This is a genomic window from Streptomyces sp. NBC_00554 (assembly GCF_041431135.1).
GTDB lineage: Bacteria > Actinomycetota > Actinomycetes > Streptomycetales > Streptomycetaceae > Streptomyces.
Genome location: NZ_CP107799.1, coordinates 8,856,095 through 8,881,298 on the forward strand (window position 1 = coordinate 8,856,095; position 25,204 = coordinate 8,881,298).

A 25,204-nucleotide genomic window follows, 5' to 3' on the forward strand; every position below is an offset into this window, starting at 1 on the left:
GGTGTGATGTGCCGGCGTCAGGTGAGGGTCGCCATCGCCTGGCGCGGGGCGAGGCCTTTGTCGTGCTGCTGGAGGGGCTTGGTGGCGGGTCAGGCGGTGCTGTGATGTGCCAGCGTCAGGTGAGGGTCGCTCTCGCCCGGTGCCGGGGTCGGATCGGCGTGGACCAGGGCCGCGGTGAGCTTGGGTACGGCGTGCAGCAGGGCGTGTTCGGCCTCGACGGCGATGTCGTGGGCCCGGCGTACGCTCACCTCGCCGTCGACCACGACCGCGACCTCGGCGCGCAGCCGGTGCCCGATCCAGCGCAGCCGCAGCTCACCCACCCCGCGCACGCCCGGCACCTCCCGAAGCGCCTCCTCGGCTCGGTCGACCATTGCCGGATCGACCGCGTCCATCACGCGCCGGAACACCTCGCGCGCGGCGTCGCGCAGCACCAGCAGAATCGCGGCCGTGATCGCCAACCCCACCAGCGGGTCGGCGAGTTGCCAGCCGAGCGCCGCGCCGCCCGCGCCCACCAGGACGGCCAGTGAGGTGAATCCGTCCGTACGGGCGTGGAGTCCGTCCGCCACCAACGCGGCGGAGCCGATCTCGCGGCCGACGCGGATGCGGTGGCGGGCGACCCACTCGTTGCCGAGGAAGCCGATGACCGCGGCAACGGCGACGACCGGGATGTGGTGCAGCGGCCGGGGGTTCAGCAGCCGGTCGACCGCCGTCCAGGCCGCGAAGGCGGCGGACGCGGCGATCGTCAGCACGATCACGATCCCCGCGAGGTCCTCCGCCCGGCCGTAGCCGTAAGTGAAGCGCCGCGTCGCCGCGCGGCGGCCCAGCACGAAGGCGATCCCGAGTGGTACGGCGGTGAGGGCGTCGGCGGCGTTGTGCACCGTGTCGCCGAGCAGGGCGACCGACCCCGAGAGTACGACAACGACCGCCTGCGCGGCGGCAGTTGCCCCGAGAACGATCAGCGAGACCCAGAGGGCGCGCATGCCTCGGGCCGACGACTCCAGGGCGGGGTCGAGTTTGTCGGCGGTTTCGTGGGAGTGGGGGGTGAGGAGGTGGCGCAGGCGGTGCCAGGGGCGGTGGCGGTGGGGGTGGCCGTGATCGTGCTTGTGGCCCTGCGGCGAGTTGTGGTCGTGGTCGCGACTGCGGCCGGGCGGCGAATGGTGTTCGTGGGAGTGGCCGTGGGTGTGCTCGTCGCTCACGTGGGTCCCCTTCGGGCGCGCGGGAGTGGACGCGGCGGTGTCCACGGGACCATTATGTGCGTATGAGCGCACGCATGCACCTATCACCTGCACATGATGCGCACCCGCGCACCCCTGACGAGGACCAGTTCGCGCTCGCGGCAGAACTCCTCGCCCTCCTGGGCGACCGGACCCGCCTCGCCCTGCTCCATGCCCTGACCGGCGGAGAAGCGGACGTCACGACACTCACGGAAGCGTGTGGAGCCGCTCGGCCCGCGGTCAGCCAGCACCTGGCCCGGCTCCGTCTCGCCGGGCTCGTGAACACCCGCAAAGAAGGCCGCCGAGTGATCTACTCACTCGGCGACGGCCATCTGCGCCGGGTTGTCGACGAGGCGTTGAGCCTCGCCGACCACCGCATCAACGACCGCCCGGCTCACGACTGAGCGCCACGACCGGGTCGGCGTCGGCGTCAGAAGACGTGGGCCGTGTCGTCCTCGCCCTCCTCCAGCAGGTTCGCCGCCTCGCCCACGACGCTCGGGTCGGGGCTGCCGACGACCTCCTCGTCCTTGTCGGTGTAGTCGAAGCGGGCGAGGACGCTGCGCATGGCCTCGACGCGGGCCCGCTTCTTGTCGTTGCTCTTCACCACGGTCCAGGGCGCCTGCTCGGTGTCCGTCTCGCGGAACATCGCGACCTTGGCGGCGGTGTAGTCGTCCCAGCGGTCCAGCGAGGCCAGGTCCATCGGGCTGAGCTTCCACTGCCGTACGGGATCCACCTGGCGGATCGTGAATCGTGTGCGCTGCTCGCCCTGCGAGACCGAGAACCAGAACTTGATCAGGTCCACGCCGTCGTCGACCAGCATCCGCTCGAAAGCGGGCGCCTGTCGCATGAAGCGCCGGTACTCGTCGTCCGTGGCGAAGCCCATGACCCGCTCGACTCCGGCACGGTTGTACCAGGACCGGTCGAACATCACGATCTCGCCCGCGGTCGGCAGATGCTCCACGTACCGCTGGAAGTACCACTGGCCGCGCTCGCGCTCGGTCGGCTTCTCAAGGGCGACCACCCGCGCACCACGCGGATTGAGGTGCTCGGTGAACCGCTTGATCGTGCCGCCCTTGCCTGCCGCGTCCCGTCCCTCGAAGACGATGACGAGCCGTCGCCCGGACTCCTTTATCCAGCTCTGCAGCTTCAGCAGTTCTATCTGCTGGAGCCGCTTGTGCCAGTCGTACTCCTTGCGCTCCATGCGCTGCGGGTACGGGTAGTTCTCCCGCCAGGTGTCGACCGGGCTGCCGTCAGGGCGGATCAGTACGGGGTCGTCGTGGTCGCTGTAGTCGACCCGCATCCCCGCCATCAGTGGCGTCATGTCAGCCTTCCCTTCTCCCGGTGCGTCAGTGTCGGTGCCAGTGCCCGGCTTCAGTGCCGGGCGACAGTTCCGTGCGTCAGTTCCGGTGTCAGTGGAACTGCGGCACGATCAGGTAGATTCCGTACGCCACCACGGCCGCGCAGGCCAGGAAGCAGAGCCCGGCCTGGGCGAACCCCAGGGTGTCGGTGCCGCCGTCGCCATCGCGCGCGGACTCGACCCGGGCGAGGCCCAGCACGCCGAGGGCGAAGACGACGACCACTCCGACGGTAATTCCCGTGCTCACCGCGGCAACCTCGCCGAGTGCGCTCCAGTCGACATTCATGTCCAGAAATCTCCGTGGTTAGGCGGCCGCGCCGACATCGGCCGGCGTCGCGCTGCGGATGGTGACCTCGTGGGCGTCGTTGACGTTGTTCGCGCTCACCGGGTTGCGGCGCGAGGCGATCACGATGGCGGCCGCGACGGCCAGGGCGACGAGGGCGATCACCACGGTGCCGACGGTCCCGCCGTTCGTCACCACGCTCGCCGAGACCCCGCCGACCAGCGCCGCGGCCGGCAGGGTGACCAGCCAGGCGATCACCATGCGGCCCGCGGTGCCCCAGCGGACCTCGGCCAGGCGCCTGCCCAGACCGGCGCCGAGGATGCCGCCCGAGCAGACCTGCGTGGTGGAGAGCGCGAAACCCAGGTGGGCGGAGGTGAGGATCACAGTCGTGGAGGCCGCCTCGGCCGCGAAGCCCTGCGGCGACTGGATGTCGGTGAGCCCCTTGCCCATGGTGCGGATGATCCGCCAGCCGCCCAGGTAGGTGCCGAGCCCGATGGCCAGACCGGCCGACGCGATCACCCATACCGGGGGACCGGCGTCGTGGCCCAGCGCCCCCGCCGAGATCAGCGTCAGCGTGATCACGCCCATCGTCTTCTGGGCGTCATTGGTGCCGTGCGCCAGCGAGACCAGTGAGGCGGAGGCGATCTGGCCGAGGCGGAACCCCTTGGTCACCGACTTCTCGCGGGCTCGTGCGGTGATCCGGTAGGCGAGGTAGGTGGCCAGCAGAGCGGCGATGCCCGCCACGAGGGGCGAGGCCACGGCCGGGATCAGGATCTTCTGGACCACCATGTCGAAGTGCACGCCGTTTTCGCCCGCGCCGACCCACACCGCCCCGATCAGTCCGCCGAACAGGGCGTGCGAGGAACTGGAGGGAAGCCCGACGAGCCAGGTCATCAGATTCCACAGAATCGCTCCGACCAGCCCCGCGAAGATCATGCCCGGTGTGACCAGTGTGTCGTCGACGATGCCGCCGGAGATGGTCTTGGCGACCTCGGTGGAGAGGAAGGCCCCGACGACGTTCAGAACTCCGCTGATCAGGACCGCTGTTCTCGGTTTGAGCGCACCTGTGGCGATGGACGTGGCCATCGCGTTCGCCGTGTCGTGGAACCCATTGGTGAAGTCGAATGCCAGCGCCGTGACGATGACGACCGCCACGAGGAACGTGATGTGGTCCATTCCTCGATGGAAGCAATCGCAGCTGTACACATGGCGAACCGGAGGCAAAGCCTACGTATGGCGGTGTAAAGGTGAGCGTGTGTTTGCGGTCGGATCGGACCAGGTCACGCTGTCGCCGGCCAATCGCTTGCCGTGATCGTCAACTGGTCGTCAGGATGGGGGCATGCCTGCCTTCACCGCTCCCGACGGGACCGAACTCGCCTATCACGTCATGGGCGAGGGTGAGCCGTTGCTCTGCGTCCCCGGTGGCCCGATGCGCGCCTCCGCCTACCTCGGCGATCTCGGCGGACTGTCGAGGCACCGTCGGCTGATCGTGCTCGACCTGCGGGGCACCGGCGCCTCCGGCATCCCGGCCGACCCGGCGACGTACCGCTGCGACCGGCAGGTCACCGATGTCGAGGCCCTCCGCGCGCACCTCGGACTGGAGCGCGTCGATCTTCTCGCGCACTCGGCGGGCGGCGACCTCGCCCTTCTCTACGCGGCCCGGTATCCGCGGCGCGTGCGCACCCTGACGCTCGTCACCGCCCGTGCGCGCGCCCTGGGTGTCGACTTCACCGAGGAGCACCGCCGGGAGGCGGCCGCGCTGCGCAAGGCCGAGCCCTGGTTCGCGGATGCGAACGAGTCGTACGAACGGATCTGGGCCGGTTCCGGGACCGACGCCGACTGGGACGCGGTCGCCCCGTTCTTCTACGGCCGTTGGGACACGGCGGCCCAGGCGCACGCGGCGAGCGACGTCGAGCAGTCCAACGAAGAGGCCGCGGAGCTGTACGCGTCCCCTGCTGCCTTCGACCCGGCCGGGGCCCGGGCCGTCGTCGCGGGGTGGGACGCGCGGGTCCTGCTCCTCGCGGGCGAACTGGACAGTGGCCCGCTTCCCCGCGTCGCGGACGCGATCGCCGAGTTGTTCCGTGCGGCCGAGACGGTCGTGCTGCCGGGCGCGGGTCACTTTCCGTGGCTCGACGACGCCGGCCGTTTCGCGGAGACCGTCAACGCGTTCCTCGACCAGGGGCACTGACCCCTCAGGTCAGCCGCAGGTCGATCCATTGGACCGTCTCGCCCGGCAGCGAGTACCGCTCGATCTCGACGAACCCGTGCTTCTCGGCGAACCGCAGTCCGTCCTCGTTGGACGCCAGAATGCACGTCTCGATCACCTCGGCGCCCAGCTCGCGCGCCTGGCCGAGGCCGCGTGCGTAGAGCTCCTCGCCGAAGCCCTGCCCGCGGTGCTCGGCGAGCACACGGGCGATCACCGTGGCGGTGGCGGTGTCTTCCGCGGGCGGACGCACCGTCGTACAGCCCACGAGGACATCGCCGAGATAGGCGACCTCGAGGCGGTAGCGCCCGGCGCGCTTCCGTGCGTCGTCGAGGGACATCGCGGCGGGCGGGACGATCACATTGTGGACGTACTGCCAGTCCTTGAGACGGGACTCGTCGTCCGGCTGCTCGATACGAAGAGTGGGCACCGGAGCAGGAGACCCGGGAGCGGCGACCGGTGTCAACTGGTTTCGCGGCTCACGGCAGTTGAGGGTCCTTGCAGTCGGAGCAGTCGTTGCATCCCGCGAGCCGGGCCGGTCAGCCGAGCCTCGGTATCTCGATTGCGGGGCAGCGGTCCATGACCATGTCGAGACCGGCGGCGCGGGTGCGCTCGTACGCGGCTTCGTCGATGACGTCGAGCTGGTACCAGACGGCCTTGGCGCCGATGGCGGCGGCTTCGTCGGCGACGGAACCGGCGAGTGCGCTGTTGACGAAGACGTCCACGACGTCGACTTGGAAGGGGATCGCTTCCAAAGAGGGGTATCCCTTTTCACCGAGGACCGTCTCGGCCTTCGGGTGGACGGGCACGATGCGCTTGCCGAAGCGCTGGAGGACGTCGGCGACGCCGTATGCCGCGCGCCGCTGGTTCGTGGACAGGCCCACGACCGCCCAGGTGTCGCCGAGCTCGGTGAGGATCTTGCGGATCGTTGCTGAGTCGCCGTACACGCTTGGCCTCCGTGGGATTCATGCAAGGGCTGCTGTGCCCGACAACAGCGGGCGGAGCGCGGTGATTCCTCGGTCGCCGCTGATCACGAACTGACGCTGCGTCCTCACGTCGCCGTGCGCCTTCCATGTATGCGCACTTCGCCTCCCGGGCGGAGGTCGTCGACGCGGCGATGAGCCGTGCCATCGACCGGGGCAACGAGGTACTGGGCGCGGTCGACCTGACCGGTGACCCGCTGCTCGCCCTGGCGCGGTACGTCGAGGCCGGCTGGCACCTGGTGGACCAGGCGCGGGCGCTGCTCGTCGCTGCTCAACGGGAACTCTCCGCCGGACGCATCCGTGAACTGCATGCCGGCCCCGCCGCCCGGGTCGAGGCGCTGGTCGCCCGCGGCCGCGCCGAGGGGGCCTTCCGGACGGACCTGCCGATCGCGTGGATGATCAATGTCCTGCACGCGGTCATGCACAGTGCGGCGGACGAGATCCGCGCCGGCCGTCTCACTTCCGAGCGTGCCGCCGACCACATCACGGCCACGGTGCTCGCCGCCTTCACACCGCCGGGGAAGCCGGTACCCGAGACCGGCGGCGGAGCGTAGCCCCATCGTTCCTCGCTGAGAGCCGCCCCCGGGTCCTCCGGCGGCCTGTCGGACCACCTGGAGCCGCAGGCCGCGTACGAGCGCCCCGAACTCACATGTCCGGGCGGACCGTCAGGGCATGCCCGGCGGTGCCTACGAGGTCGACCCGAACTCCTGCTCGTTCTCGAAGCGGTCGGCGGTCCGCTCGGTGCGCCGGGAGCGGGCGAGAGCGCGCCGGCCCAGGGCCACGCCGATCAGACCCAACGGAATGGCCGCGATGGCTCCCACCATCCCGTTGCCGGTGCCGGGGCCACCACTTGAGGTGGCCAGGTGCAGCGCCGCGAGTGACGTGCCGACCAGGCCCGCCGCCATGGCCGACATGGCGGCGGTACGTGCGTTGCCGACGCTGATACGGCCGGCGACGCGGGTCAGGGCCAGCCAACCGATGGCCACGCCGATCAGCCCCACCCCGAGGGCCAGGTTGGCCCCGGTCCGCCCGTCGCCGATGACTCCGCCCTCGGCGGCCACCGTCAGGACATCTGTTGCGCTCACGCCGCTCTCCTCCTTCTTGCGTGCCAAGTTCCGTGGTCTCGCTGTCCCTTGAGCGTGCCTGCCGACGGCACGGCCGGTCGTCCGGCAGGCGCGGTCTCTTCGGACTGCCGTCGACACGGCAGTCGACTACCGCGCACGCGGCAGGAGACGGGCAGGTACCGCGGGCGCGGTAGCCGGCCGCTCCTCCGCGGGCCGGACTCGCCCGCAGCGGCGTCCGGCTAGGGTGCGCGCATGGACACAGGGCGATTTCGTGTCCCGGCCGGTGTCATGGACTGGGTGATCGCCGTCGGCGTGGCGGCACTGCTGCTGGGAACCGGGTTGCCCGAGAAGCAACCGGCCGGGGAGCGCGAGCTGTTCGGCGCCGTGCTGCTGGCGGCGGGCGGTCTGGCGCTGATCGCGCGTCGCAGGGCTCCGATTGCCGTGCTGGCTGTCACCGGCCTGTGCGCGGTGGGGTACGAGGCGGCCGGTTTCGAGCTGCTCGCCGTTCCGTACCTGGTCGCGGTGTACGGCGCCGTGCGGGCCGGGCACCGTGCCCTGACGGTGGCGGCGTCCGTGTCTCTCCTCGTCGTCCTCCCTCTCACTGCGCTGGTCTTCCGCGACGGTCCGGCGCGCGAGGCGTTCGCGCAGGCCCGGAACGTCCTGGAGATCGCCTGGCTGATCGCCGCCTTCGCCGCCGGGGAGGCGCTGCGGCAGGCCGAGCGGCGGGCGGACGAAGCCGAGCGCACTCGCGAGGAGACCGCCCGGCGCCGCGCCGACGAGGAACGGCTGCACATCGCGCGGGAGCTGCACGACTCCCTCACCCACCAGATTTCGATCATCAAGGTGCAGTCCGAGGTCGCCGTCCACGTGGCCCGCAGACGCGGCGAGCAGGTGCCCGAGGCGCTACTGGCGATCCAGACGGCCGGACGGGAGGCGACCCGGGAACTGCGCGCGACTCTGGAGGCCCTGCGCGACGACGACACCACCCCGCCGCAGAGCCTCGAGCACGTACCGATACTGGTGGAGCGCGCCCGTTCGATGGGCCTGGACGCAACGCTGACGATCGAAGGGCCCCGGCAGGACGTGCCGGCCGCCGTTGGCAGGACCGCCTACCGCATAGTCCAGGAGGCGCTGACCAACACCGCCCGGCATGCCTGTGCCACCACCGCGGCGGTCCGGATCGAGTACCGGCCCGACGGGCTGTCCGTCCAGGTGGACGACGACGGCAGGGCCGCCCCCGATGACGCCCCCGCCCACGGCCTCGGGCTGCTCGGCATGCGCGAACGCGTCACCGCCCTGGGCGGCCGGCTGCGCGCGCAGCCGCGCACCGGGCACGGGTTCACCGTCCAGGCCGAACTCCCCGTGGAACGAGCATCATGATCCGTGTCCTGCTGGTCGACGACCAGCCGCTCATCCGCAGCGGCTTCCGCGCGCTGCTCGACCTCGAGGACGACATCGAGGTGGTGGCGGAAGCCGCCGATGGCGAGGAGGGGTTGTCGCTCATCAAGGAGCATCTGCCCGACGTCGCGCTCATCGACATCCGGATGCCGGTCATGGACGGCATCCAGGCGACCCGGCGCATCGCCGCGGATCCGGCCCTGGCCGGCGTGCACGTCGTCATGCTGACCAACTACGGCATGGACGAGTACGTCTTCGAAGCGCTGCGCGCCGGTGCCGCCGGGTTCCTGGTCAAGGACATAGTGCCGGAGGACCTCCTGCACGCCGTACGAGTGGCCGCCCGCGGCGACGCTCTGCTCGCCCCGTCCATCACCCGCAAGCTGATCCACCGGTACGTCGCCCAGCCGCTCCCCGCCACCAGTGCCGCCCTGGAGGAGCTGACGAGCCGCGAACGCGAAGCGGTCGCCCTGGCAGCACGGGGCCTGTCCAACGGCCAGATCGCCGAGCACATGGTGATCAGCCCGATGACCGCGAAGACCCACATCAACCGGGCCATGACCAAACTCCGCACCCGCGACCGGGCCCAACTCGTGGTCCTCGCCTACGAATCCGGGCTGGTCACCCCGCGCAACCCCTGAAGGCAGGGCGCCGGCCCAGGCCGCCCTGCGATTCCCGCCGGGCCCCTCGGTGCGGTGCGGCCGCGCCCCGGCGCTGTCCGGAATGGGTCCCACCTCCCTGCGTGCGACGTCCCGCACGCCTAGGCTCACGCTGTGCTGCGTATCACCGATGTTCGAACGGGCGAGCCCACTGATGCCGTCCGCGCCCGACGGGCCCTGGCCCGTGTACGGGTGCATGTGCCGACGGCCGACACATCCGCGCTGCGGGTGCTGCTGGTCGCCGACGTACTGGCCCGGGCCCTGGAAATCGGCGGGACCCCCGCCGTCACCGCGGCCGACCCACCCGAGGAACTCCGGGTGCGCGCCGACGCGCTCGGCATCCGCCGCGCCGAAGCCGGTACGGCCGGCGCGGGCCCGACTCTGCACGTGGTCACGGAAGGCGACCCCGCGTTGGACGACACCGGACCGGACGACATCCGGATCGAGGTCGCCCCGGTCACCGGCACGGCCGATCCGGCACTCCTGCGCATGATCCTGCTCGCGACCCCGCGCCGGGAGCCCGTCGACCTCGCCACCGCCGATCTCGAAGGCGCCCGGGAGACTCTCGCGCGCTGGCGGAAGGCGGTCGCCACCTGGGCGACCCGTCCGTCCAAACCCGTTCCTGAAGCCGTACGGCAGGAACTGCGGGCCGCATGGGAGGACGACCTCGACGTGCCCGCCGTACTCGAGGTGCTGCGGCGCGTGGAGAGCGACGAGGGCATCCCGGACGGCGCCCGCTTCGAGACGTACGCCTACGCGGACCGTCTCCTCGGGCTCGAACTCACCCGCGACATCGGGTCGGTGCGGTGATCACGCGCGCGGGAGCCGGCCCGCTGCGCAGGCTCGTCGTCCTGCGGCACGCCAAGTCCGCCTGGCCGGTGGGCGTGGCCGACCACGAGCGGCCCCTCGCACCGCGCGGCCGCCGCGACGCCCCGGCCGCCGGACGCGCCCTCGCCGAAGCGGACTGCCTGCCGGACCTCGCGCTGTGCTCCACCGCCGTACGGGCCCGGCAGACCTGGGAGTTGGCCGCCGCGCAGTGGGGCACCCCGCCGCCCGTACGACTGGACGGGCGGCTGTACGGGGCCGACGTACCGGAGTTGCTGGAAGCCGTCCGTGAAGTCCCGGATCAGGTGGCCACGTTGCTGCTGATCGGGCACAACCCCGGCCTGGAGGAGCTGGTCCTCGAACTGGCCGGTGACAGCCTCGACGGCGCGCTGGACGACGTACGGACGAAGTTCCCGACCTCGGCCGTGGCCATCCTCGCCTGGCACGGCGCCAACTGGGAGGAACTCGCCCCAGGCGCAGCCCTGTTGACGGACATGGCCGTGCCGAGAGGCAAGAAGAAGGCCTGAGGTTCAGCCCACGTGGATCCGGGGCCTGCGCTCCGGATCCGGCTCGGCGCGGCGGAGCACCTCGCGGGTGACCGGGGCGACCTCGCCGTCGCCGAAGACGAGGAAGCGCACGAGGTGGCTCAACGGGTTGCCCTCGGTCCAGTTGAAGTACGCGTTGGGAACCTCGCCGGTGCGCTCGCGCAGTTGCATCAGGACGGCCGCGATGGTGTTGGGCACGGTGGCGCCCTCGACGCGCAGCCTGCGTACGCCGTGCTTCTCCTCGCCGTGCACGGTGAGGTCGGCGGTGAAGTCCGAGGAGTCCGTCACGAAGACCTCCAGGAACAGCACCGGACGCCCGTCGGGGATGTGGGTGTGCTCGCGCTGGCTGTACTCCTTGGCGCGGTACTCCCGGGTGGTGTGCTCCTGCGGCTCGTTGGCGATCAGCTGGAGCGGCCCGCTCGCCGCGGCCTCGTCGATGAAGCGGGCCGCAGCCTCGTCGAACGTGACGTCGGCGGCGCGCAGTTCGAAGGCGCGACGCACCCGGGACGCGAACGAGGTGAGCAGGATCGCGAGAATGGAGATCCCCGCGATCTTGATGCCGTCGGGCCGCTCGATGACATTGGTGACCAGGGTGTACGCGAAGACCGCGGTGATCGCGCCGAAGCCGATCGTGGCGCCCCGGTGGCCCCGCTGGTGCACGGCGACCGTCGAGGCGAAGGACGCGGACAGCATCAGGACCAGCACACCGGTCGCGTACGCGCCGCTCTGGTCGTCGACGTTCGCGTTGAACCACAGCGTGATGAAGACCGCGGCCGCCATGAAGACAAGGACCAGCGGGCGCACGGCCCGGCTCCACTCGGGAGCCATGCCGTAGCGCGGCAGATAGCGCGGTACGAGGTTGAGGAGCCCGGCGAGCGCGGAGGCGCCGGCGAACCAGAGGATCGCGATGGTCGAGATGTCGTAGACCGTGCCGAAGGCCTCACCGAGGTGCTCGTGCGCGAGAAACGCGAGCGCACGGCCGTTCGCCGAGCCGCCGCTCTCGAACTCGTCCTGCGGGATCAGGATGGTCGTCGCCAGGCTGGAAAGGAGCAGGAAGCCGCTCATGATCACGGCGGCCGTGGTGAGCAGCTTGCGGGTGTCGCGGATCCGGCCCGTCGGCTTCTCGTACGTGTCCGTCGGGTCACCCTTGACCTGCGGCATCACCGCCACGCCCGTCTCGAAGCCGGACATGCCGAGTGCCAGCTTCGGGAAGACGAGCAGTGCCACGCCGACCATCGCGAGCGGCGAGGAGTGCTCGGCCGTCATCATGTCCGTCCAGTCGCCGATCTTGACCGGGTTGCTCAGCACCTCCCACGCGGAGGTGGCCAGAACGACGACATTAAGTGCGAGATACGCCGTCACGAGGACCACGGCGATACCGATGGCCTCCTTGAAGCCCTTCAGGAAGACCGCACCCAGACCGGCGACCAGGACGAGGGTGATCCAGACGTTCCCGCCGTGCATCCAGTGCGGAGCGAAAGGATTCTCCACGACGTGCGCGGAGGCGTCCGCAGCCGACAGCGTGATCGTGATCATGAAGTCGGTCGCGGCGAACCCGAGCAGCACGAGGACGAAGATCTTCCCCGACCACCAGGGCAGCAGCCGCTCCAGCATCGCGATCGAACCCTCGCCGTGCGGGCTCTCGTGCGCGACACGGCGGTACACCGGCAGCGCGCCCAGCAGGGTCAGCGCGATCAGCACGAGCGTCGCGAGCGGCGAGAGCAGTCCGGCCGCCAGGGCGGCGATACCCGGCTGGTAGCCGAGCGTGGAGAAGTAGTCCACGCCGGTCAGACACATCACGCGCCACCAGGTGTGCCCCTGGTGCTCGGCGTCCGGCGTGGCGTGCGGGCCCGGGTGACGGGCCGACCGCTCGCTCAGGCCCTCCAGGAGCCACGCCCGCCAGCGGGGCGTGGCGGCGGAGGGCCCGGGATGGCCGGGCGCGTCCGAGTCGGAACTCTCCACCTGAGTGCCGGTCATGCTGCGATCTCCCTGCGATCGGTAGGGCCGGCGATCCGGCATCGGTCGAACCGTTCCCCGGCCTGGGCCTTGTGGGCAACGACGAGCGAGTATCCACCACCTCCTTGTGCGCACGTCGGCCGGGGCGGCCGTGCGCGGATCCGGCGTGCTCCATGCGCGCGTGCAGCACATACGCTGGCGTGATGCAGGACGAGTACCGCACAGTGGCCCGCGTGGGCGTGCACGAGACCGAGGTCAACCGCTCCCGTTTCCTGTGCGCCCTCGCCCCGGCCGCCACCGAGCGGGAGGCCCAGGACTTCATCGCCGGCATCCGCAAGGAGCACGCCGACGCCACCCACAACTGCTTCGCGTACGTCATCGGAGCCGACGCCGCCGTCCAGCGGGCGAGCGACGACGGCGAACCCGGCGGCACCGCGGGCGTCCCCATGCTCCAGATGCTGCTGCGCCGCGACATGCGGTACGTCGTCGCCGTCGTCACCCGCTACTACGGCGGCGTCAAGCTCGGCGCGGGCGGACTGATCAGGGCGTACGGCGGTTCGGTCGGCGAGGCCCTGGACACCCTGGGGACCCTCACGCGCCGCAGGTTCCGGCTGGCGACGGTGACCGTCGACCACCAGCGGGCGGGCAAGGTGCAGAACGATCTGCGGTCCACCGGGCGCGAGGTGCGTGACGTGCGTTACGGCGAGGCGGTCACGATGGAGATCGGACTGCCGGACGCGGATGTCGAGTCCTTCAAGGCGTGGCTGGCCGATGTCACCGCCGGGACGGCGGGGTTCGAACTGGGCGGAGAGGCGTACGGGGACGCGTAGGCGGGGCGCACGGGCCGATACGGGAGTAGCCGCCCGTGATGTCCGACGCGGCTGTTGGTGGAGCGTGTGCCGGAGAGGTCTTCTTCCCGGACGGGGCTGTGGGCCACGCGTCACTCGAAGAGCCGTGGTCTCTGCGCGCGGGCCGTCAGACGGTGGCGGCCGGCGGGATCCACCGGTGGGTGCGGGGTGCAGCGCTGGAGATGCCGTAGTCCTTCTTGAGGGTTTCGGGGATCGCGTAGTGCATGACGCGTCCACGGGTGAGGGATGACAGCTCGAGGACCGTGGTGAGGTGGCCGAGGCGGTCCAGGGCCCAGGCGCCGAGCGGGGAGCGGTCCTCAATGGTCTCCAGGACGCCGAGGACGTGGGGTACGGCCCTGACGACGGTGTCCCACGATGTGCGCGGGACGTGGAGCCAGTCGGCGCAGGTGTCGCCGATGAGGTGGCGGATGAGGGTGGAGACGATCGGGTCGAAGAAGGTGCCGGGCACCACCTCCTCGTAGAGGTCGATCAGCTGCCGGGTCAGATGCGTGCCCTCCTCGGAGGGCCCCATGTGCCGGACCATGTACAGGTCGAGGAACCCGCGCGCCTCGTCGAGAGTTCGGGGGACGGCGTCCTGGTCGACGCCCAGCATGGCGCCGACGACGCGCCACGCGTAGTAGTACGCTTCCGCGCCCTCGGCCGACATGTGAATCCCGAGGCGGTGCAGGCTGTCCAGGACGAGCAGGGAGAAGAACATCTGCCCGCCGATCATGTCCTCCTGGCAGATCGGCGTTCCGTGGGTCGCGGCGTCCCAGCGGTTTTCGCGGGTGAGGTGGTGGCGGATGGAGGCGTGCAGGAGGCGGACCTTCTGGGCGGCGGGGATGAAGCGGCTGCCGGCCTCGAAGGCGTCGGGCTGCATCAGATGGACGGTGAACTGGCCGGTCTCCGCCATCCGTTTGGACGGGTACTTCAGGCCATGGGTGGCCGACAGCAGCTTCGCCACGTGCGGGACGAGGTAGCAGGCGGGCATGGCGGCGAAGGACAGCGCGGTGGAGATGTGCACGTTGTTGTCGATGAAGAACAGCCGGGCCTTCTCCATCTCCGCCCAGTCCACCCAGGCCGGCGGCGTGCCGGTGGCTTCCAGGTACTCGCGCGCGACATCGGGCAGTCCGTCCGGGAGGGGAGCGCCGGCGGTGGAGACGTAGCGCATCAGGGTGTTGAATTTTCCCACCTCCCCCCGTTCGAAAAGCTCGGCGACGGTGGCATCGGCGAGTTCGTCGCCGGCCTGCCGCAGGGCGTCCATCGATGCGTCGGTGTAGGTCATGGCAGGGTTCCTCGTCTTCCTCGGGATCGTCCACGACAGGCGGGAGGGGCGGCGGACCGGAACGACACGAGCCCGTGCCACTCCGATGCGAGGGTCAGGACAGGCGTACCGCCGCGGAATGCGCCAGCGCGGTCAGTCCGCCGGCGGCGTGCGCCGGGAGATCCAACTCATGGAGGGCGTCAAGAGCCTCCTCGACCCGCGCTCCGATCATGTCCTCGATGCGGTCGGGCGCCCTCAGCCGGCGCATCACCTCGCGGACCGCGTCCAGCCCCTCCCCGACCAGGTCGTCCCGGCCCAGCAGGGAGTTCAACAGTTCGCGCTCCGCGTCGTCGGCGAGACGCCAAGTCTCTGCCAGCAGGGCCGTGGGTCGGCGACCGCGCACATCGTCGGCATTGGCCTTGCCGGTGTGCTCCGGGTCTCCGAACAGCCCGAGTAGATCGTCCCGGAGCTGGAACGCCTCGCCCAGTGGCAGCCCGTACGCGGAGTAGCCCTCGCGCAGCCGCGCGCCCGCCCCGGCCAGCGCACCACCGATCAACAGAGGCTGTTCGACGGTGTACTTGGCGGTCTTGTACCGGATCACCTTCAACGACGCCTCGGTGTCCGGGCCGACTCCGGTCCGCAGGATCTCCAGACACTCGCCCGCGATGAGCTCACGGGCCATCACCGCCCACAACGGGCGGGCCCGGGCGAGATACGCGGCGGGCAGACCGCTGGTGGCGAACAACTGCCCGGCCAGCGCCATCAGCAGATCCCCCACCAGCATCGCCAACGACCGCGCGGCGGCATCGGCGTCCGGACGAGCCCCTACGGCCCCGCGCAGGGCGACGTGGGTCGTGGGTCGCCCATGCCGCAGCGGACTGTCGTCGATGAGGTCGTCGTGCACAACCGCTGCGGCGTGCACCAGCTCCATGGAGGCCGCCGCCCGCACCAGCGCGTCGCTGTCCGGTTGTCCCACCGCACGCCAGCCCCAGTAGCAGAACGCCGCCCGCAGCCGCTTGCCGTCCGCGACCGCCGCCTCCAGCCTCTCGGCCACCGTGCCGAGCATCGGATCGATTGCCGCGAACTCGTCGGCCTCCCGGGCGACGAACCGGCACAGCACCTCGTCCACGCGGGCCTTGAACGCGGCCCACTCCCACCGGTCAGACTTCACCGGCGGCCTTCCGAGCCAGGGCGCGCCGGGCGAGGATCTCCAAGTGGGCCGGGGGCACGTCCGCGTACCGGTCCAGCACCAGGCGCCCACGCGCCACGAGCTCGTTCTCGGCCTCCGCCGCCAACTCCGCGGCGTCCGACCGGCGTAGCAGCCCACGCACCGTCCCCAAGGCCGAACCCACCGTGCTCACCGCCAGATCGGCCAGCCCGACAGCCACCAACAGCGTCTGTCCGTCCAAGCCCCCGCGCCGTCCCGCTTCTTGCGTCAAGCCATCTCCCCCACCCGTCGTACATCCAAATAGCCCTGGGCACACAGCGTCCTTCCGAGCATCGCGTCCCATCGGGTGCGAGAGCCGAAGAACTCACGATCGAGTGATCTACCCGCTCGACCGTACGGATCACTGCCGGAGAGCACCCGTACGTCGTCCCGCGCGTCGTGAGCCCGCTGCTGACGCACCAACTGGGCCTGTCCCTGCCGTTCCTGGACTGCCCGCCCCGCCAGGATTACAAGCCGTATGTCCCCAAGGCCCCCTGCGCGTACCGCAATCCGGGCCGACTGGAGTGCGCCTCGCCGATGCGGGCGTGAAGCGTCCGCCACCCGGCATGAACTCGGCGCGCCGGCGGAGCTGCTGACCGACTACCAACTGAAGGTCGACCTGGGCGAGTTCCTCGGCTGACGTTCGGCGATGAGGTGGGGCCCCGTGGACGATACGGTCCACCGAGGTGCGCGGATCAGCTGATGCAGACCAGCCCGAGCAGGCAGAGCCCTGACGGCGAGGAGGAGTCGGACGGTGAGGAGGTCGCCGACGAGGTGTCCGTGCTTGAGGTGCCGGTGCTGTCGGTGGCCGAGGGCGTGGGCGAGGCAGTCGTCCCGGTAGCGGTGTCCGTGGCATCGGACACCGTGGAGTCGGCCTGCGACTCGGCAGAGGACGCCGCCGTCGCCAGGGGAGTCGTGCCGCCGGCCTGTTGGGTCGTTGGCGTGGCCTGGGGCGCTGCGGCGGACTGCTCGTCCGGTGTGTTCGCCGTGGTCGCCGTGGAGGAGGGCGTGGCGGACGACGTGCGCTGGGATGGGCGCGTCTCGGTCGGCGTCGACGAGGCCGGAGTGGGCTCCGTGACCTGCTCCTCCGCGATCCCCATGGCTTCTCTGTCGGGCGCGGATGCAGCCTGCGTCCGATCCGTGGACTGCTGGTCCGTCAAGGAGACGGTCAGGCCGCCGCCGACCAGGGCGACCGCGGTGGCCACCAGGGCCCTGCGCTGGGTCTTCCTCCAGCGCTCCCGCTGGCGACGCCGTGCCGCCCGGCCCGTCGGCGTCGGGAAGGGGGAGTCCGGGCCGTTGTACGGGTGCTCCTGCGGTGCCTCGTCGAATTCCTCGGCGTCGGGCTCCGCGTTGTGCCACAGCTGGGACGGGGCCTGCCACCCTGCTGTGACCGTCGCGGGCGTTCCGTCGGCGAGGGGAGCGATGCTCGGGGCGTAGGCGCCGCAGCCGGGGCACGCCAGGGCGCCGTTGAGGTGCCGACGGCAATCGGAGCAGTAGTCCATCTGCGATCTTCCTGAGTTCATTTCGCACGGGGGAGCGAGCCGCGAGTAAAGGTAACGAGGCTTCAGAAAGGGTGTGTGCAGCCTGTGTGACACTCCTGCGCAGATGTGTCCGGGGCGTGGCCGCCGGAACGACGCATCCACGCGCCATATCCGTTGGTTGCACGACTTTGGTCCGCTTCTCGGTTCGGACCGGTGCCGTTCGCGGCTACGTCCAGGGCCTGGATGAGGAGCTCACCGACCACGACCACGTTCTTCTCGTCCGGCACGGTCACTCGGCGCCGGAGGCCACGCAGAAGATCCTCCCGCTCACCGAGGCCCTCCTCGGCTTCGCGCAGGAAGCCGCCCGACGCCTGGGGCTTCCGCCCCTGGAGCGCTTCGTCGACCTCGGGCAGCGCGCGCCCGAGGACGTGGCCGTGATCGGCTTCGACGGGGCCCAGCACTCCTCGGACGGCTCGGCGCCCGCAGCGCCACCGTTTGCCTACGCCGGGCCCGGTTCTGTCCTGGCCACGTAGACGGTGTTGGTCGAGGTGCCGCCTTGCAGGGGATTGTCGAAGTCGACGACATGGGCTGCTGATTGCGGGAAGACCTCCGTGAGTGCGGAGGCGAACTGTTTGTCCGGCGGGTCGTTCGACCACAGGGCGAAGACCCCGTTGGGGTGAAGGTGCTCGGTGAGAGCGCGGAGCCCGGCAGGCTGGTAGAGCGCCGCGTGGCGCGGGTGGAGCACATGGCGCGGAGAATGGTCGACGTCCAGCAGGATGGCGTGGAAGCGGCGGCCCGGTTCACTCGGGTCCAGACCGCACGAATCGGCCGCCATCGCGAAGAAGTCGCCCTGAACCAGGCGGCAGCGGGGGTCCGAAGTCAGCCGGGCGCCGAGAGGGACCAGGCCCCGCTGATGCCAGTCGATGACTTCGGCGAGTGTGTCGATCACGGTCAGCGAGCGCACCCGTGGGTCGTCCAGCACGGCCTCGGCGGTGTACCCGAGTCCGAGTCCGCCGACGGCGACGTCCAGTTCGGTGCCCGGCAGTTCCGCCAGTCCGAGTTCCGCAAGCGCGATCTCGCCGGCTGTGAACAGGCTGGACATCAAGAACTCGTCGCCGAGCTTCACCTCGTACACATCAGTGCCCGACGCCGGGTCGCGTCGGCGTCGCAGGCTGATGTCGCCCATCGCGGTCGGGCGCCAGTCGATCTCCTCGAAACGCGCGCTCATCCGTTTACCTTTCTGACGCACCGCCGGTGCCCGAAGCCGGTGCCTCGAACGCCGCTCTGTGCAGGCGTGAAACCGTTGCTGCCCTGCCGGCAGGGCAGCAACGGGAGAGGGAAAGTGGCCGCCGGTCAGGCGTCGATGATGACGGGGATGATGAGGGGCCTGCGGCGGTGGGTACGGAAGGCCCAGTTCGCCACGGCACGGGCGATGAGCTGTTCCAGCTGGTGTGCGTCGCCGACGCCTTCCTGGGCTGCGGTCGCCAGAGTCTTCTCGATGACAGGGATGACCGGTTCGAACGTGGTGTCGTCGTGGACGAACCCGCGGGCCAGGAAGTCGGGGGTCTCGGCAAGGGCGCCCGTGTCGGCGTCGACGATCGCCACCACGGTGACCACGCCTTCCTCCGCGAGGGTGACGCGGTCCTTCAGGGACGCCTCGGTGGCGCCGCCGACCTCCATGCCGTCCACGTAGACGTTGCCCGCGGGCACCTTGCCGGTGATCGACGCACGCCCGTCCACGAGGTCGACGACGACGCCGTCCTCGGCGATGACCACCCGCTCGGGATCGACCCCCGTACGGATGGCCAGGTCGGCGTTGGCCCGCAGGTGGCGCCATTCGCCGTGCACGGGCATGACATTGCGGGGCTTGACGATGTTGTAGCAGTACACGAGCTCACCGGCGCTGGCGTGCCCGGAGACGTGCACCTTGGCGTTGCCCTTGTGGACGACATGGGCTCCCCACCGGGTCAGCCCGTTGATCACCCGGTAGATGGCGTTCTCGTTGCCGGGGATCAGGGAGCTGGCGAGCAGGACGGTGTCGCCCTTGCCGATGCGGATCACATGGTCGCGGTTGGCCATCCGGGACAGCGCCGCCATCGGCTCGCCCTGGGATCCGGTGCACACCAGGGTGATCTTGTGGTCCGGCAGCTTCTCCATTTCCTTGGTACTCACGACCAGGCCGCTGGGAACCTTCAGATACCCGAGGTCGCGGGCGATGCCCATGTTGCGGACCATGGAGCGGCCCACGAAGGCGACCTTGCGGCCGTGCTGGTGCGCGGCGTCCAGGACCTGCTGGATGCGGTGCACATGGCTGGCGAAACTGGAGACGATCACCCGGCGCGGGGCGGTACGCATCACCTGCTCGATCGCCGGGTTCAGGTCGCGCTCGGAGGTGGTGAAGCCAGGGACCTCGGCGTTGGTGGAGTCGGTGAGGAAGAGATCGACGCCTTCCTCGCCGAGGCGGGCGAAGGCGCGCAGGTCGGTGATGCGGTCGTCCAGCGGGAACTGGTCCATCTTGAAGTCGCCGGTGTGCAGCACCATGCCGGCCCCGGTGCGGATCGCGACCGCGAGACCGTCCGGGATGGAGTGGTTGACCGCGATGAATTCGCACTCGAAGGGGCCGAAACTGCGGCGGTCGCCCTCACGTACCCGCACCGTGCGCGGCCGGATTCCGTGCTCTTTGAGCTTGGCCTCCAGGAACGCCAGTGTCAGCTTCGAGCCCACGACAGGGATGTCGGAGCGCTCTCGCAGCAGATATGGCACGCCACCGATGTGGTCCTCGTGGCCGTGGGTGAGCACCACGGCCACGATGTCGTCCAGGCGATCACGGATCGAGGTGAAGTCCGGCAGGATCACGTCCACGCCGGGCTGGGTCTCTTCGGGGAACAGCACGCCGCAGTCGACGATGAGCAGCTTGCCGGCATGCTCGAAGACGGTCATGTTGCGGCCGATCTCACCCAGACCGCCCAGGGCGACGACCCTCAGCCCTCCTTCGGGCAGGGGAGGGGCGGCTTTCAGGTCGGGATGCGGATGGCTCATATTCTGACGTTACCGGAGAGTCCGCCGAGGTGATCCACTGGCTGCCCGGCGCGTGGATTGTGCTATTTGCCTGGGTGATTTGAGGTCAGTGATGGATCGGGAGGTCAAAGGCGTTAGCGTGGTGGGTGTTGGCGGCGAGCCCGGGCTGGCTTTGTGTTCGTTGTAGATGCCTGGTGGGGGTAAACGTGCAGGTCAGAACGATTTCATGAAATTGCTGCACACTTCCGACTGGCATCTCGGCCGGGCGTTCCACCGGGTGAACATGCTCGGCGCCCAGTCCGAGTTCATCGGCCACCTCGTCGCGACCGTGCGTGAGCGCGAGGTGGACGCGGTGGTCGTGTCGGGGGACGTGTACGACCGGGCGGTGCCGCCGCTGGCCGCGGTCGAACTCTTCGACGACGCCCTGCACCGGCTGGCCGACCTCGGTGTGCCCACGGTGATGATCTCCGGGAACCATGATTCGGCGCGCCGGCTGGGTGTCGGCGCGGGTCTCATCGGGCGGGCGGGCGTTCATCTGCGGACCGAGGCCTCGGCCTGCGGTACGCCCGTGGTGATCGCCGACGCGCACGGCGACGTGGCCTTCTACGGACTGCCCTATCTCGAACCGGCCCTGGTGAAGGACGAGTTCGGGGTGGAGAAGCCCGGCCACGAGGCGGTGCTCGCCGCTGCCATGGACCGGGTCCGCGCCGACCTCGGCGCGCGGGCGCCGGGCACCCGCTCCGTGGTCCTCGCCCATGCCTTCGTCACCGGGGGCGAGGCCAGCGACAGCGAGCGGGACATCACGGTCGGCGGGGTCGCCTCCGTGCCCGCCGGGGTCTTCGACGGCGTCGACTACACCGCGCTCGGGCATCTGCACGGCAGCCAGACCATCACCGAGCGCGTGCGCTACTCCGGCTCCCCGCTGCCGTACTCCTTCTCTGAGGCCGACCACCGCAAGAGCATGTGGCTCGTGGACCTGGGCCCCGAGGGTCTGCTCGACGCCGAGCGGATCGACTGCCCCGTCCCTCGGGCGCTCGCCCGGATCCGAGGGCAACTGGAGGAGCTGCTCGCCGATCCGAAGCTGGCGCGCCACGAGGAGGCGTGGGTCGAGGCGACCCTCACCGACCCGGTGCGCCCGGCCGACCCCATGGCCCGGCTGACCGAGCGCTTCCCGCACACACTCAGCCTCGCCTTCGACCCGGAGAGAGCGCCGGAGGACCCAGACCTCTCCTATGCCCGGCGGCTCGCGGGCCGTGGCGAACAGCAGATCGCGGAGGACTTCGTCGCCCATGTGCGCGGCGCCGGACCCGACGCACGCGAACAGGCGGTGCTACGGGACGCGTTCGACGCGGTCCGCGCCGACGAGGCTGTACGGGAGGTGGCCCGGTGACATCACTTCCACCGGACAACGTACGGCCGCTGGACTTCACGGAGGGCGCCCGATGAGGCTGCACCGCCTGGACATCACCGCGTTCGGGCCCTTCGGCGACGCCCAGCGGGTTGACTTCGACGAGCTGTCGGCCGCCGGGCTCTTCCTGCTGCACGGGCCGACGGGCGCGGGCAAGACATCCGTGCTCGACGCCGTCTGCTTCGCACTGTACGGAGCGGTGCCGGGCGCCCGCCAGGGCGGTTCGCTGCGCAGCGATCACGCGACACCCGCGACCCGCACGGAGGTGAGCCTCGAACTCACCGTCGCCGGACGGCGGTTGGAGATCACCCGGCAGCCGCCCTTCGAGCGGGCCAAGAGACGCGGCACGGGCACCACGACCGAGAAGGCGCAGAGCTGGCTGCGCGAGTACGACGCGTCGGCGGGCTCCTGGAAGGACCTCAGCCGCTCCCACCAGGAGATCGGCGAGGAGATCACCCAGCTGCTCGGCATGAGCCGCGAGCAGTTCTGCCAGGTCGTGCTGCTGCCCCAGGGCGACTTCGCACGCTTCCTACGGGCGGACGCCGAGGCCCGCGGCAAGCTGCTCGGCCGCCTCTTCGACACCCACCGCTTCGCCGAGGTCGAGAAGCGTCTTGCCGAGCGGCGGCGCGCGGCCGAGACCGAAGTACGCGACGGGGACACGGCGTTGCTCGCCGACGCCCACCGTATGCAGCAGGCCGCGGGCGACGCCATGGAGCTGCCCGGCCTCGCGCCGGGAGACCCCGGTCTCGCCGACGCCATCCTGAGCGCCGCCGCCATCGCCCGCAGCACCGCCCGCGAACGGCTCACCATCGCCCACTGCGCCCGGACGGCCGCCGAATCAGCGCAGGCCGCGGCCGATCGCGTACTCGACGACGTGCGTGAAGTGGCCCGGCTGCAGCGCCGGTTCGCGGAGGCGAGAGAGCGAGCCGCCCGCCTGGAGGAGCGCGCCGACGCCCACCGCGAGGCCCAGACGCGTATGGAGCGTGCCCGCAAGGCCGAGGCGGTGGCCCCCGCACTCGACCTGCGCGACGCCGCCGAGGCCGAGCACCGGAGCGCGTCGGCCGAGGAAGCACGCGCGCGTGCCGCCCTGCCTGAGACATTCGCCGGAGCCGGCGCGCCCGGGCTCGCCTCCGCCGCACGCAAGGCGGCGGAGGAGCTGGGCGGACTGGAGTCGGCACGCCGCGCCGAACGGAAACTGGCCGAACTCGCCGCCGAGAGCGCCGACTTGGACAGCCAGGAGCGTGCCGACGAGGAAGTGCTCCAGGACGCCGAGAACTGGCTCGCCACCTGGGAGGCGACCCGCACGGCCGACGAGGCACGCATCGAGTCCGCGCAGGAAGCGGCGACACATGCCGAGCAGCTCGCCGTGCAGCGCGACCCCGCGCAGGCCCGGCTCAGGGCCGCCCGCCAGCGCGACGCGTTCGCCCGCGACACGGACGACACCCAGGCGCGCGCCCTCGCCTCCCGCGAACGCGCCACGAACGCGCGCGCCCACTGGCTCGACCTGAAGGAACAGCGCCTCCAGGGCATCGCCGCGGAACTCGCCGCGGGCCTTGTCGACGGCGAACCCTGCGCCGTGTGCGGCGGCACCGAACACCCCGCGCCCGCACGGAAGATCGCCGGGCATGTCGACCGGGAGGCAGAGGAGCACGCCCTCGCCGCCTACCAGCGCGCCGACGAGGAGCGCGCCGAGGCCGAGCGGCGACTCGGCGTCGTACGGGAGGCACTGGCCGCCGCCACCGCGGAGGCGGGGGACGCGCCCACCGAGCAACTCGCTGAGCAGGCCGAGGAGTTGGAGCGGGAGTACGCCGAGGCGCGCGCCGCCGCATCCGGGCTGCACACCGCGCGTGAGCGACTCGCACAGGCCGGGCTCGAGCACGAACGGCGGGTGGCCGCCCAGCAGCAGGCCGCACTCCGCGCCGCCGCCCGGGTCTCGCACCGCGACCGGAACGACCTGGAAAGAGCATCCCTGGAGGAGGAGTTGGAACAGGCGCGGGGCGCGGCCGGCAGCGTAGCCGCGCGGGCCGCGCAACTGGAGCGGCAGGTCGCGCTGCTCACCGAGGCCGCGGACGCCGTGCGCGCGGCCGACGACACCGCGCAGCGGCTCAAGGACGCCGACGCGCGACTCTCCGACGCTGCCTTCCGCGCAGGCTTCGACACACCGCGGGCAGCCGCTGCCGCACTGCTCGACGACGCGGCCCACCGGGAGCTCCAACGGCGGCTCGACACCTGGCAGTCGGAGGAAGCGGCAGTGCGGGCCGTCCTCGCCGAGACCGACACGGCGGCCGCCGCCCAGCAGCCGCCCGCCGACCTGTGGACCGCCGAACAGGCCGCCGAGTCCGCCGCCCGCCGGCTGCGGGACACCGCCTCCGCGCAGGACGCCGCCGCCCGGCGCTGCGGTGAGCTCGACCGGCTGTCCGCGCACGCCACCGCGTCCGCACGCCGCCTGGCGCCACTGCGTGAGGCGTACGACCGGGTGGCCCGCATGGCCGGTCTCGCGGCCGGCACGTCGGCGGACAACGAACGCAAGATGCGCCTGGAGTCCTACGTCCTCGCCGCCCGCCTGGAACAGGTCGCCGCCGCCGCGACCGTCCGGCTGCGGCGCATGTCCTCGGGGCGCTACACCCTCGTCCACTCCGACGACCGCGCCGGGCGTGGGCGCAGCGGGCTCGGACTGCATGTCGTGGACGCCTGGACCGGCCGCGAGCGCGACACGGCGACACTCTCCGGCGGCGAGACGTTCTTCGCCTCCCTCGCACTCGCCCTCGGCCTCGCGGACGTCGTCACCGACGAGGCCGGCGGGGTGCGGCTCGACACGCTCTTCATCGACGAGGGCTTCGGCAGCCTCGACGACCAGACCCTCGACGAGGTCCTCGACGTACTCGACTCACTGCGCGAGCGGGACCGCAGCGTCGGCATCGTCAGCCATGTCGCAGACCTGCGGCGCCGCATCCACGCCCAACTGGAGGTCGTGAAGGGGAGAACGGGCTCGGTCGTAAGGCAGCGGGGCGACCAGATGTGAGTCAGTGGCCCAGCGGGCGGCGGGGGAGCGGCGAGGAGTAGACGACGCTCGTGGTCACGGAGCCCAGGGTGCCGATCTTGCCGGACACCTCCTCCAGGTGGCTCATGGAGCGCGCCGTGACCTTGATGACGAAGCAGTCGTCGCCCGTGACGTGGTGCGCCTCCAGGATCTCGGGCGTCACCTCGACCAGGTCGTGGAAGGGTTTGTAGTTGCCGTTCGGGTACCTGAGCCGCACGAACGCCAGGATCGGCAGGCCCAGGCTCTCCGGGTCGACGACGGCCGCATAACCCTGGATCACACCCGCCTCCTCCAGTCGGCGGACCCGTTCGGTGACCGCGCTCGCGGACATGGAGACGGCACGGGCCAGGTCGGTGAAACTGGCCCTGCCCTCGCGCTGCAGGACATCGAGGATGCGCCAGTCGGTGGCGTCCGGGGAATACGCGGTCATGTGTGATGGATAGCAGGAAAATCC

The 25,204-nt window shown here is 70.9% G+C and carries 27 protein-coding genes; 12 read left to right on the forward strand and 15 right to left on the reverse strand.

All coding sequences use genetic code 11. From position 1 onward, the window contains the following. Nucleotides 1–89: 89 nt before the first annotated feature. On the reverse strand, nucleotides 90–1,196 hold the full coding sequence (locus OG266_RS39210; RefSeq protein ID WP_371551617.1) for a cation diffusion facilitator family transporter: 1,107 nt from the start codon (nucleotides 1,194–1,196) through the stop codon (nucleotides 90–92). Between the two features lie 62 nt (nucleotides 1,197–1,258). Here OG266_RS39210 and OG266_RS39215 point away from each other — a divergent pair, with 62 nt between their 5' ends. Beyond that, nucleotides 1,259–1,618 carry a metalloregulator ArsR/SmtB family transcription factor gene (locus OG266_RS39215; protein WP_266468265.1) on the forward strand — a complete coding sequence of 120 codons (360 nt, stop codon included), beginning with the start codon at nucleotides 1,259–1,261 and terminating at the stop codon, nucleotides 1,616–1,618. A 26-nt stretch (nucleotides 1,619–1,644) separates the two neighbouring features. Here the strand turns inward: OG266_RS39215 and ppk2 are convergent, their stop codons facing one another. The 3 genes from ppk2 to OG266_RS39230 all read right to left on the reverse strand — a co-directional run bounded on the left by ppk2 (nucleotide 1,645) and on the right by OG266_RS39230 (nucleotide 4,030). Next, nucleotides 1,645–2,535 (reverse strand): polyphosphate kinase 2, encoded by an 891-nt coding sequence (ppk2, locus tag OG266_RS39220; protein ID WP_266468267.1) that lies wholly within the window; start codon nucleotides 2,533–2,535, stop codon nucleotides 1,645–1,647. An 88-nt stretch (nucleotides 2,536–2,623) separates the two neighbouring features. After that, a complete protein-coding gene (locus OG266_RS39225; protein WP_371551619.1) occupies nucleotides 2,624–2,857 on the reverse strand; it encodes a hypothetical protein in 234 nt (77 codons plus the stop codon). 18 nt (nucleotides 2,858–2,875) lie between these two features. Beyond that, nucleotides 2,876–4,030 (reverse strand): inorganic phosphate transporter, encoded by a 1,155-nt coding sequence (locus tag OG266_RS39230; protein ID WP_266468271.1) that lies wholly within the window; start codon nucleotides 4,028–4,030, stop codon nucleotides 2,876–2,878. Between the two features lie 163 nt (nucleotides 4,031–4,193). Here OG266_RS39230 and OG266_RS39235 point away from each other — a divergent pair, with 163 nt between their 5' ends. Continuing rightward, entirely contained in the window at nucleotides 4,194–5,042 is an 849-nt protein-coding gene (locus tag OG266_RS39235; protein WP_371551621.1) for an alpha/beta fold hydrolase, read from the forward strand. Nucleotides 5,043–5,046: 4 nt separating this feature from the next. On the opposite strand, the gene OG266_RS39240 is transcribed toward OG266_RS39235, so the two are convergent. Beyond that, nucleotides 5,047–5,487: an N-acetyltransferase family protein gene (locus tag OG266_RS39240; protein ID WP_371551622.1), complete on the reverse strand. Its 441-nt coding sequence runs from the start codon at nucleotides 5,485–5,487 to the stop codon at nucleotides 5,047–5,049. A gap of 109 nt (nucleotides 5,488–5,596) precedes the next feature. Next, nucleotides 5,597–6,004, reverse strand: coding sequence for a CoA-binding protein (locus OG266_RS39245; RefSeq protein WP_371551624.1), 408 nt, complete (start codon nucleotides 6,002–6,004; stop codon nucleotides 5,597–5,599). A 125-nt stretch (nucleotides 6,005–6,129) separates the two neighbouring features. On the opposite strand from OG266_RS39245, the gene OG266_RS39250 reads away from it, so the two are divergent. After that, nucleotides 6,130–6,594, forward strand: coding sequence for a TetR/AcrR family transcriptional regulator (locus OG266_RS39250; RefSeq protein WP_371551626.1), 465 nt, complete (start codon nucleotides 6,130–6,132; stop codon nucleotides 6,592–6,594). A 132-nt stretch (nucleotides 6,595–6,726) separates the two neighbouring features. Here OG266_RS39250 and OG266_RS39255 read toward each other — a convergent pair whose 3' ends face one another. After that, nucleotides 6,727–7,125, reverse strand: a complete 399-nt coding sequence (locus OG266_RS39255) for a DUF6223 family protein (protein ID WP_371551627.1) — start codon at nucleotides 7,123–7,125, stop codon at nucleotides 6,727–6,729. A 231-nt stretch (nucleotides 7,126–7,356) separates the two neighbouring features. On the opposite strand from OG266_RS39255, the gene OG266_RS39260 reads away from it, so the two are divergent. The 4 genes from OG266_RS39260 to OG266_RS39275 all read left to right on the forward strand — a co-directional run bounded on the left by OG266_RS39260 (nucleotide 7,357) and on the right by OG266_RS39275 (nucleotide 10,510). Then, nucleotides 7,357–8,484: a sensor histidine kinase gene (locus tag OG266_RS39260; RefSeq protein WP_371551629.1), complete on the forward strand. Its 1,128-nt coding sequence runs from the start codon at nucleotides 7,357–7,359 to the stop codon at nucleotides 8,482–8,484. Further along, on the forward strand, nucleotides 8,481–9,140 hold the full coding sequence (locus OG266_RS39265; RefSeq protein ID WP_371551631.1) for a response regulator: 660 nt from the start codon (nucleotides 8,481–8,483) through the stop codon (nucleotides 9,138–9,140). Before OG266_RS39260 ends, OG266_RS39265 begins: the two co-directional genes overlap by 4 nt. Nucleotides 9,141–9,272: 132 nt before the next feature. Next, a complete protein-coding gene (locus OG266_RS39270) occupies nucleotides 9,273–9,968 on the forward strand; it encodes a hypothetical protein (RefSeq protein ID WP_371551632.1) in 696 nt (231 codons plus the stop codon). Beyond that, the gene (locus OG266_RS39275) at nucleotides 9,965–10,510 is read left to right on the forward strand and encodes a histidine phosphatase family protein (protein ID WP_266468294.1); all 546 of its coding nucleotides are present in this window, start codon (nucleotides 9,965–9,967) and stop codon (nucleotides 10,508–10,510) included. The genes OG266_RS39270 and OG266_RS39275 overlap by 4 nt, the downstream gene beginning before the upstream one ends. Nucleotides 10,511–10,513: 3 nt before the next feature. On the opposite strand, the gene OG266_RS39280 is transcribed toward OG266_RS39275, so the two are convergent. Next, a complete protein-coding gene (locus tag OG266_RS39280; protein ID WP_371551633.1) occupies nucleotides 10,514–12,505 on the reverse strand; it encodes an amino acid transporter in 1,992 nt (663 codons plus the stop codon). A gap of 182 nt (nucleotides 12,506–12,687) precedes the next feature. Between OG266_RS39280 and OG266_RS39285 the strand changes: the two genes are divergently transcribed. Beyond that, nucleotides 12,688–13,314, forward strand: a complete 627-nt coding sequence (locus tag OG266_RS39285) for a YigZ family protein (protein WP_371551635.1) — start codon at nucleotides 12,688–12,690, stop codon at nucleotides 13,312–13,314. A gap of 145 nt (nucleotides 13,315–13,459) precedes the next feature. Here the strand turns inward: OG266_RS39285 and OG266_RS39290 are convergent, their stop codons facing one another. From OG266_RS39290 to OG266_RS39300, 3 genes are all read right to left on the reverse strand, one after another. After that, entirely contained in the window at nucleotides 13,460–14,617 is a 1,158-nt protein-coding gene (locus tag OG266_RS39290; RefSeq protein WP_371551637.1) for an oxygenase MpaB family protein, read from the reverse strand. 94 nt (nucleotides 14,618–14,711) lie between these two features. Then, nucleotides 14,712–15,767, reverse strand: coding sequence for a polyprenyl synthetase family protein (locus OG266_RS39295; protein ID WP_371551639.1), 1,056 nt, complete (start codon nucleotides 15,765–15,767; stop codon nucleotides 14,712–14,714). Beyond that, entirely contained in the window at nucleotides 15,757–16,035 is a 279-nt protein-coding gene (locus OG266_RS39300) for a polyprenyl synthetase (protein ID WP_371551641.1), read from the reverse strand. Before OG266_RS39300 ends, OG266_RS39295 begins: the two co-directional genes overlap by 11 nt. Nucleotides 16,036–16,281: 246 nt before the next feature. Here OG266_RS39300 and OG266_RS39305 point away from each other — a divergent pair, with 246 nt between their 5' ends. Continuing rightward, nucleotides 16,282–16,443: a hypothetical protein gene (locus OG266_RS39305; RefSeq protein ID WP_371551643.1), complete on the forward strand. Its 162-nt coding sequence runs from the start codon at nucleotides 16,282–16,284 to the stop codon at nucleotides 16,441–16,443. Between the two features lie 55 nt (nucleotides 16,444–16,498). On the opposite strand, the gene OG266_RS39310 is transcribed toward OG266_RS39305, so the two are convergent. Continuing rightward, on the reverse strand, nucleotides 16,499–17,305 hold the full coding sequence (locus tag OG266_RS39310) for a hypothetical protein (RefSeq protein ID WP_371551645.1): 807 nt from the start codon (nucleotides 17,303–17,305) through the stop codon (nucleotides 16,499–16,501). Between the two features lie 116 nt (nucleotides 17,306–17,421). Here OG266_RS39310 and OG266_RS39315 point away from each other — a divergent pair, with 116 nt between their 5' ends. Continuing rightward, entirely contained in the window at nucleotides 17,422–17,817 is a 396-nt protein-coding gene (locus OG266_RS39315) for a hypothetical protein (protein ID WP_371551647.1), read from the forward strand. On the opposite strand, the gene OG266_RS39320 is transcribed toward OG266_RS39315, so the two are convergent. Beyond that, the gene (locus OG266_RS39320; RefSeq protein ID WP_266468319.1) at nucleotides 17,784–18,512 is read right to left on the reverse strand and encodes a spermidine synthase; all 729 of its coding nucleotides are present in this window, start codon (nucleotides 18,510–18,512) and stop codon (nucleotides 17,784–17,786) included. The genes OG266_RS39315 and OG266_RS39320 overlap by 34 nt on opposite strands. Before the next feature lie 125 nt (nucleotides 18,513–18,637). Beyond that, nucleotides 18,638–20,323: a ribonuclease J gene (locus OG266_RS39325; protein ID WP_371551649.1), complete on the reverse strand. Its 1,686-nt coding sequence runs from the start codon at nucleotides 20,321–20,323 to the stop codon at nucleotides 18,638–18,640. Nucleotides 20,324–20,528: 205 nt separating this feature from the next. Between OG266_RS39325 and OG266_RS39330 the strand changes: the two genes are divergently transcribed. Together OG266_RS39330 and OG266_RS39335 are read left to right on the forward strand one after the other, a co-directional pair. Then, entirely contained in the window at nucleotides 20,529–21,692 is a 1,164-nt protein-coding gene (locus tag OG266_RS39330; protein ID WP_371551650.1) for an exonuclease SbcCD subunit D, read from the forward strand. A gap of 52 nt (nucleotides 21,693–21,744) precedes the next feature. Beyond that, nucleotides 21,745–24,732, forward strand: a complete 2,988-nt coding sequence (locus OG266_RS39335; protein WP_371551652.1) for an AAA family ATPase — start codon at nucleotides 21,745–21,747, stop codon at nucleotides 24,730–24,732. A gap of 1 nt (nucleotide 24,733) precedes the next feature. Here OG266_RS39335 and OG266_RS39340 read toward each other — a convergent pair whose 3' ends face one another. Next, entirely contained in the window at nucleotides 24,734–25,180 is a 447-nt protein-coding gene (locus OG266_RS39340) for an Lrp/AsnC family transcriptional regulator (RefSeq protein ID WP_326724556.1), read from the reverse strand. Nucleotides 25,181–25,204: the final 24 nt, after the last annotated feature.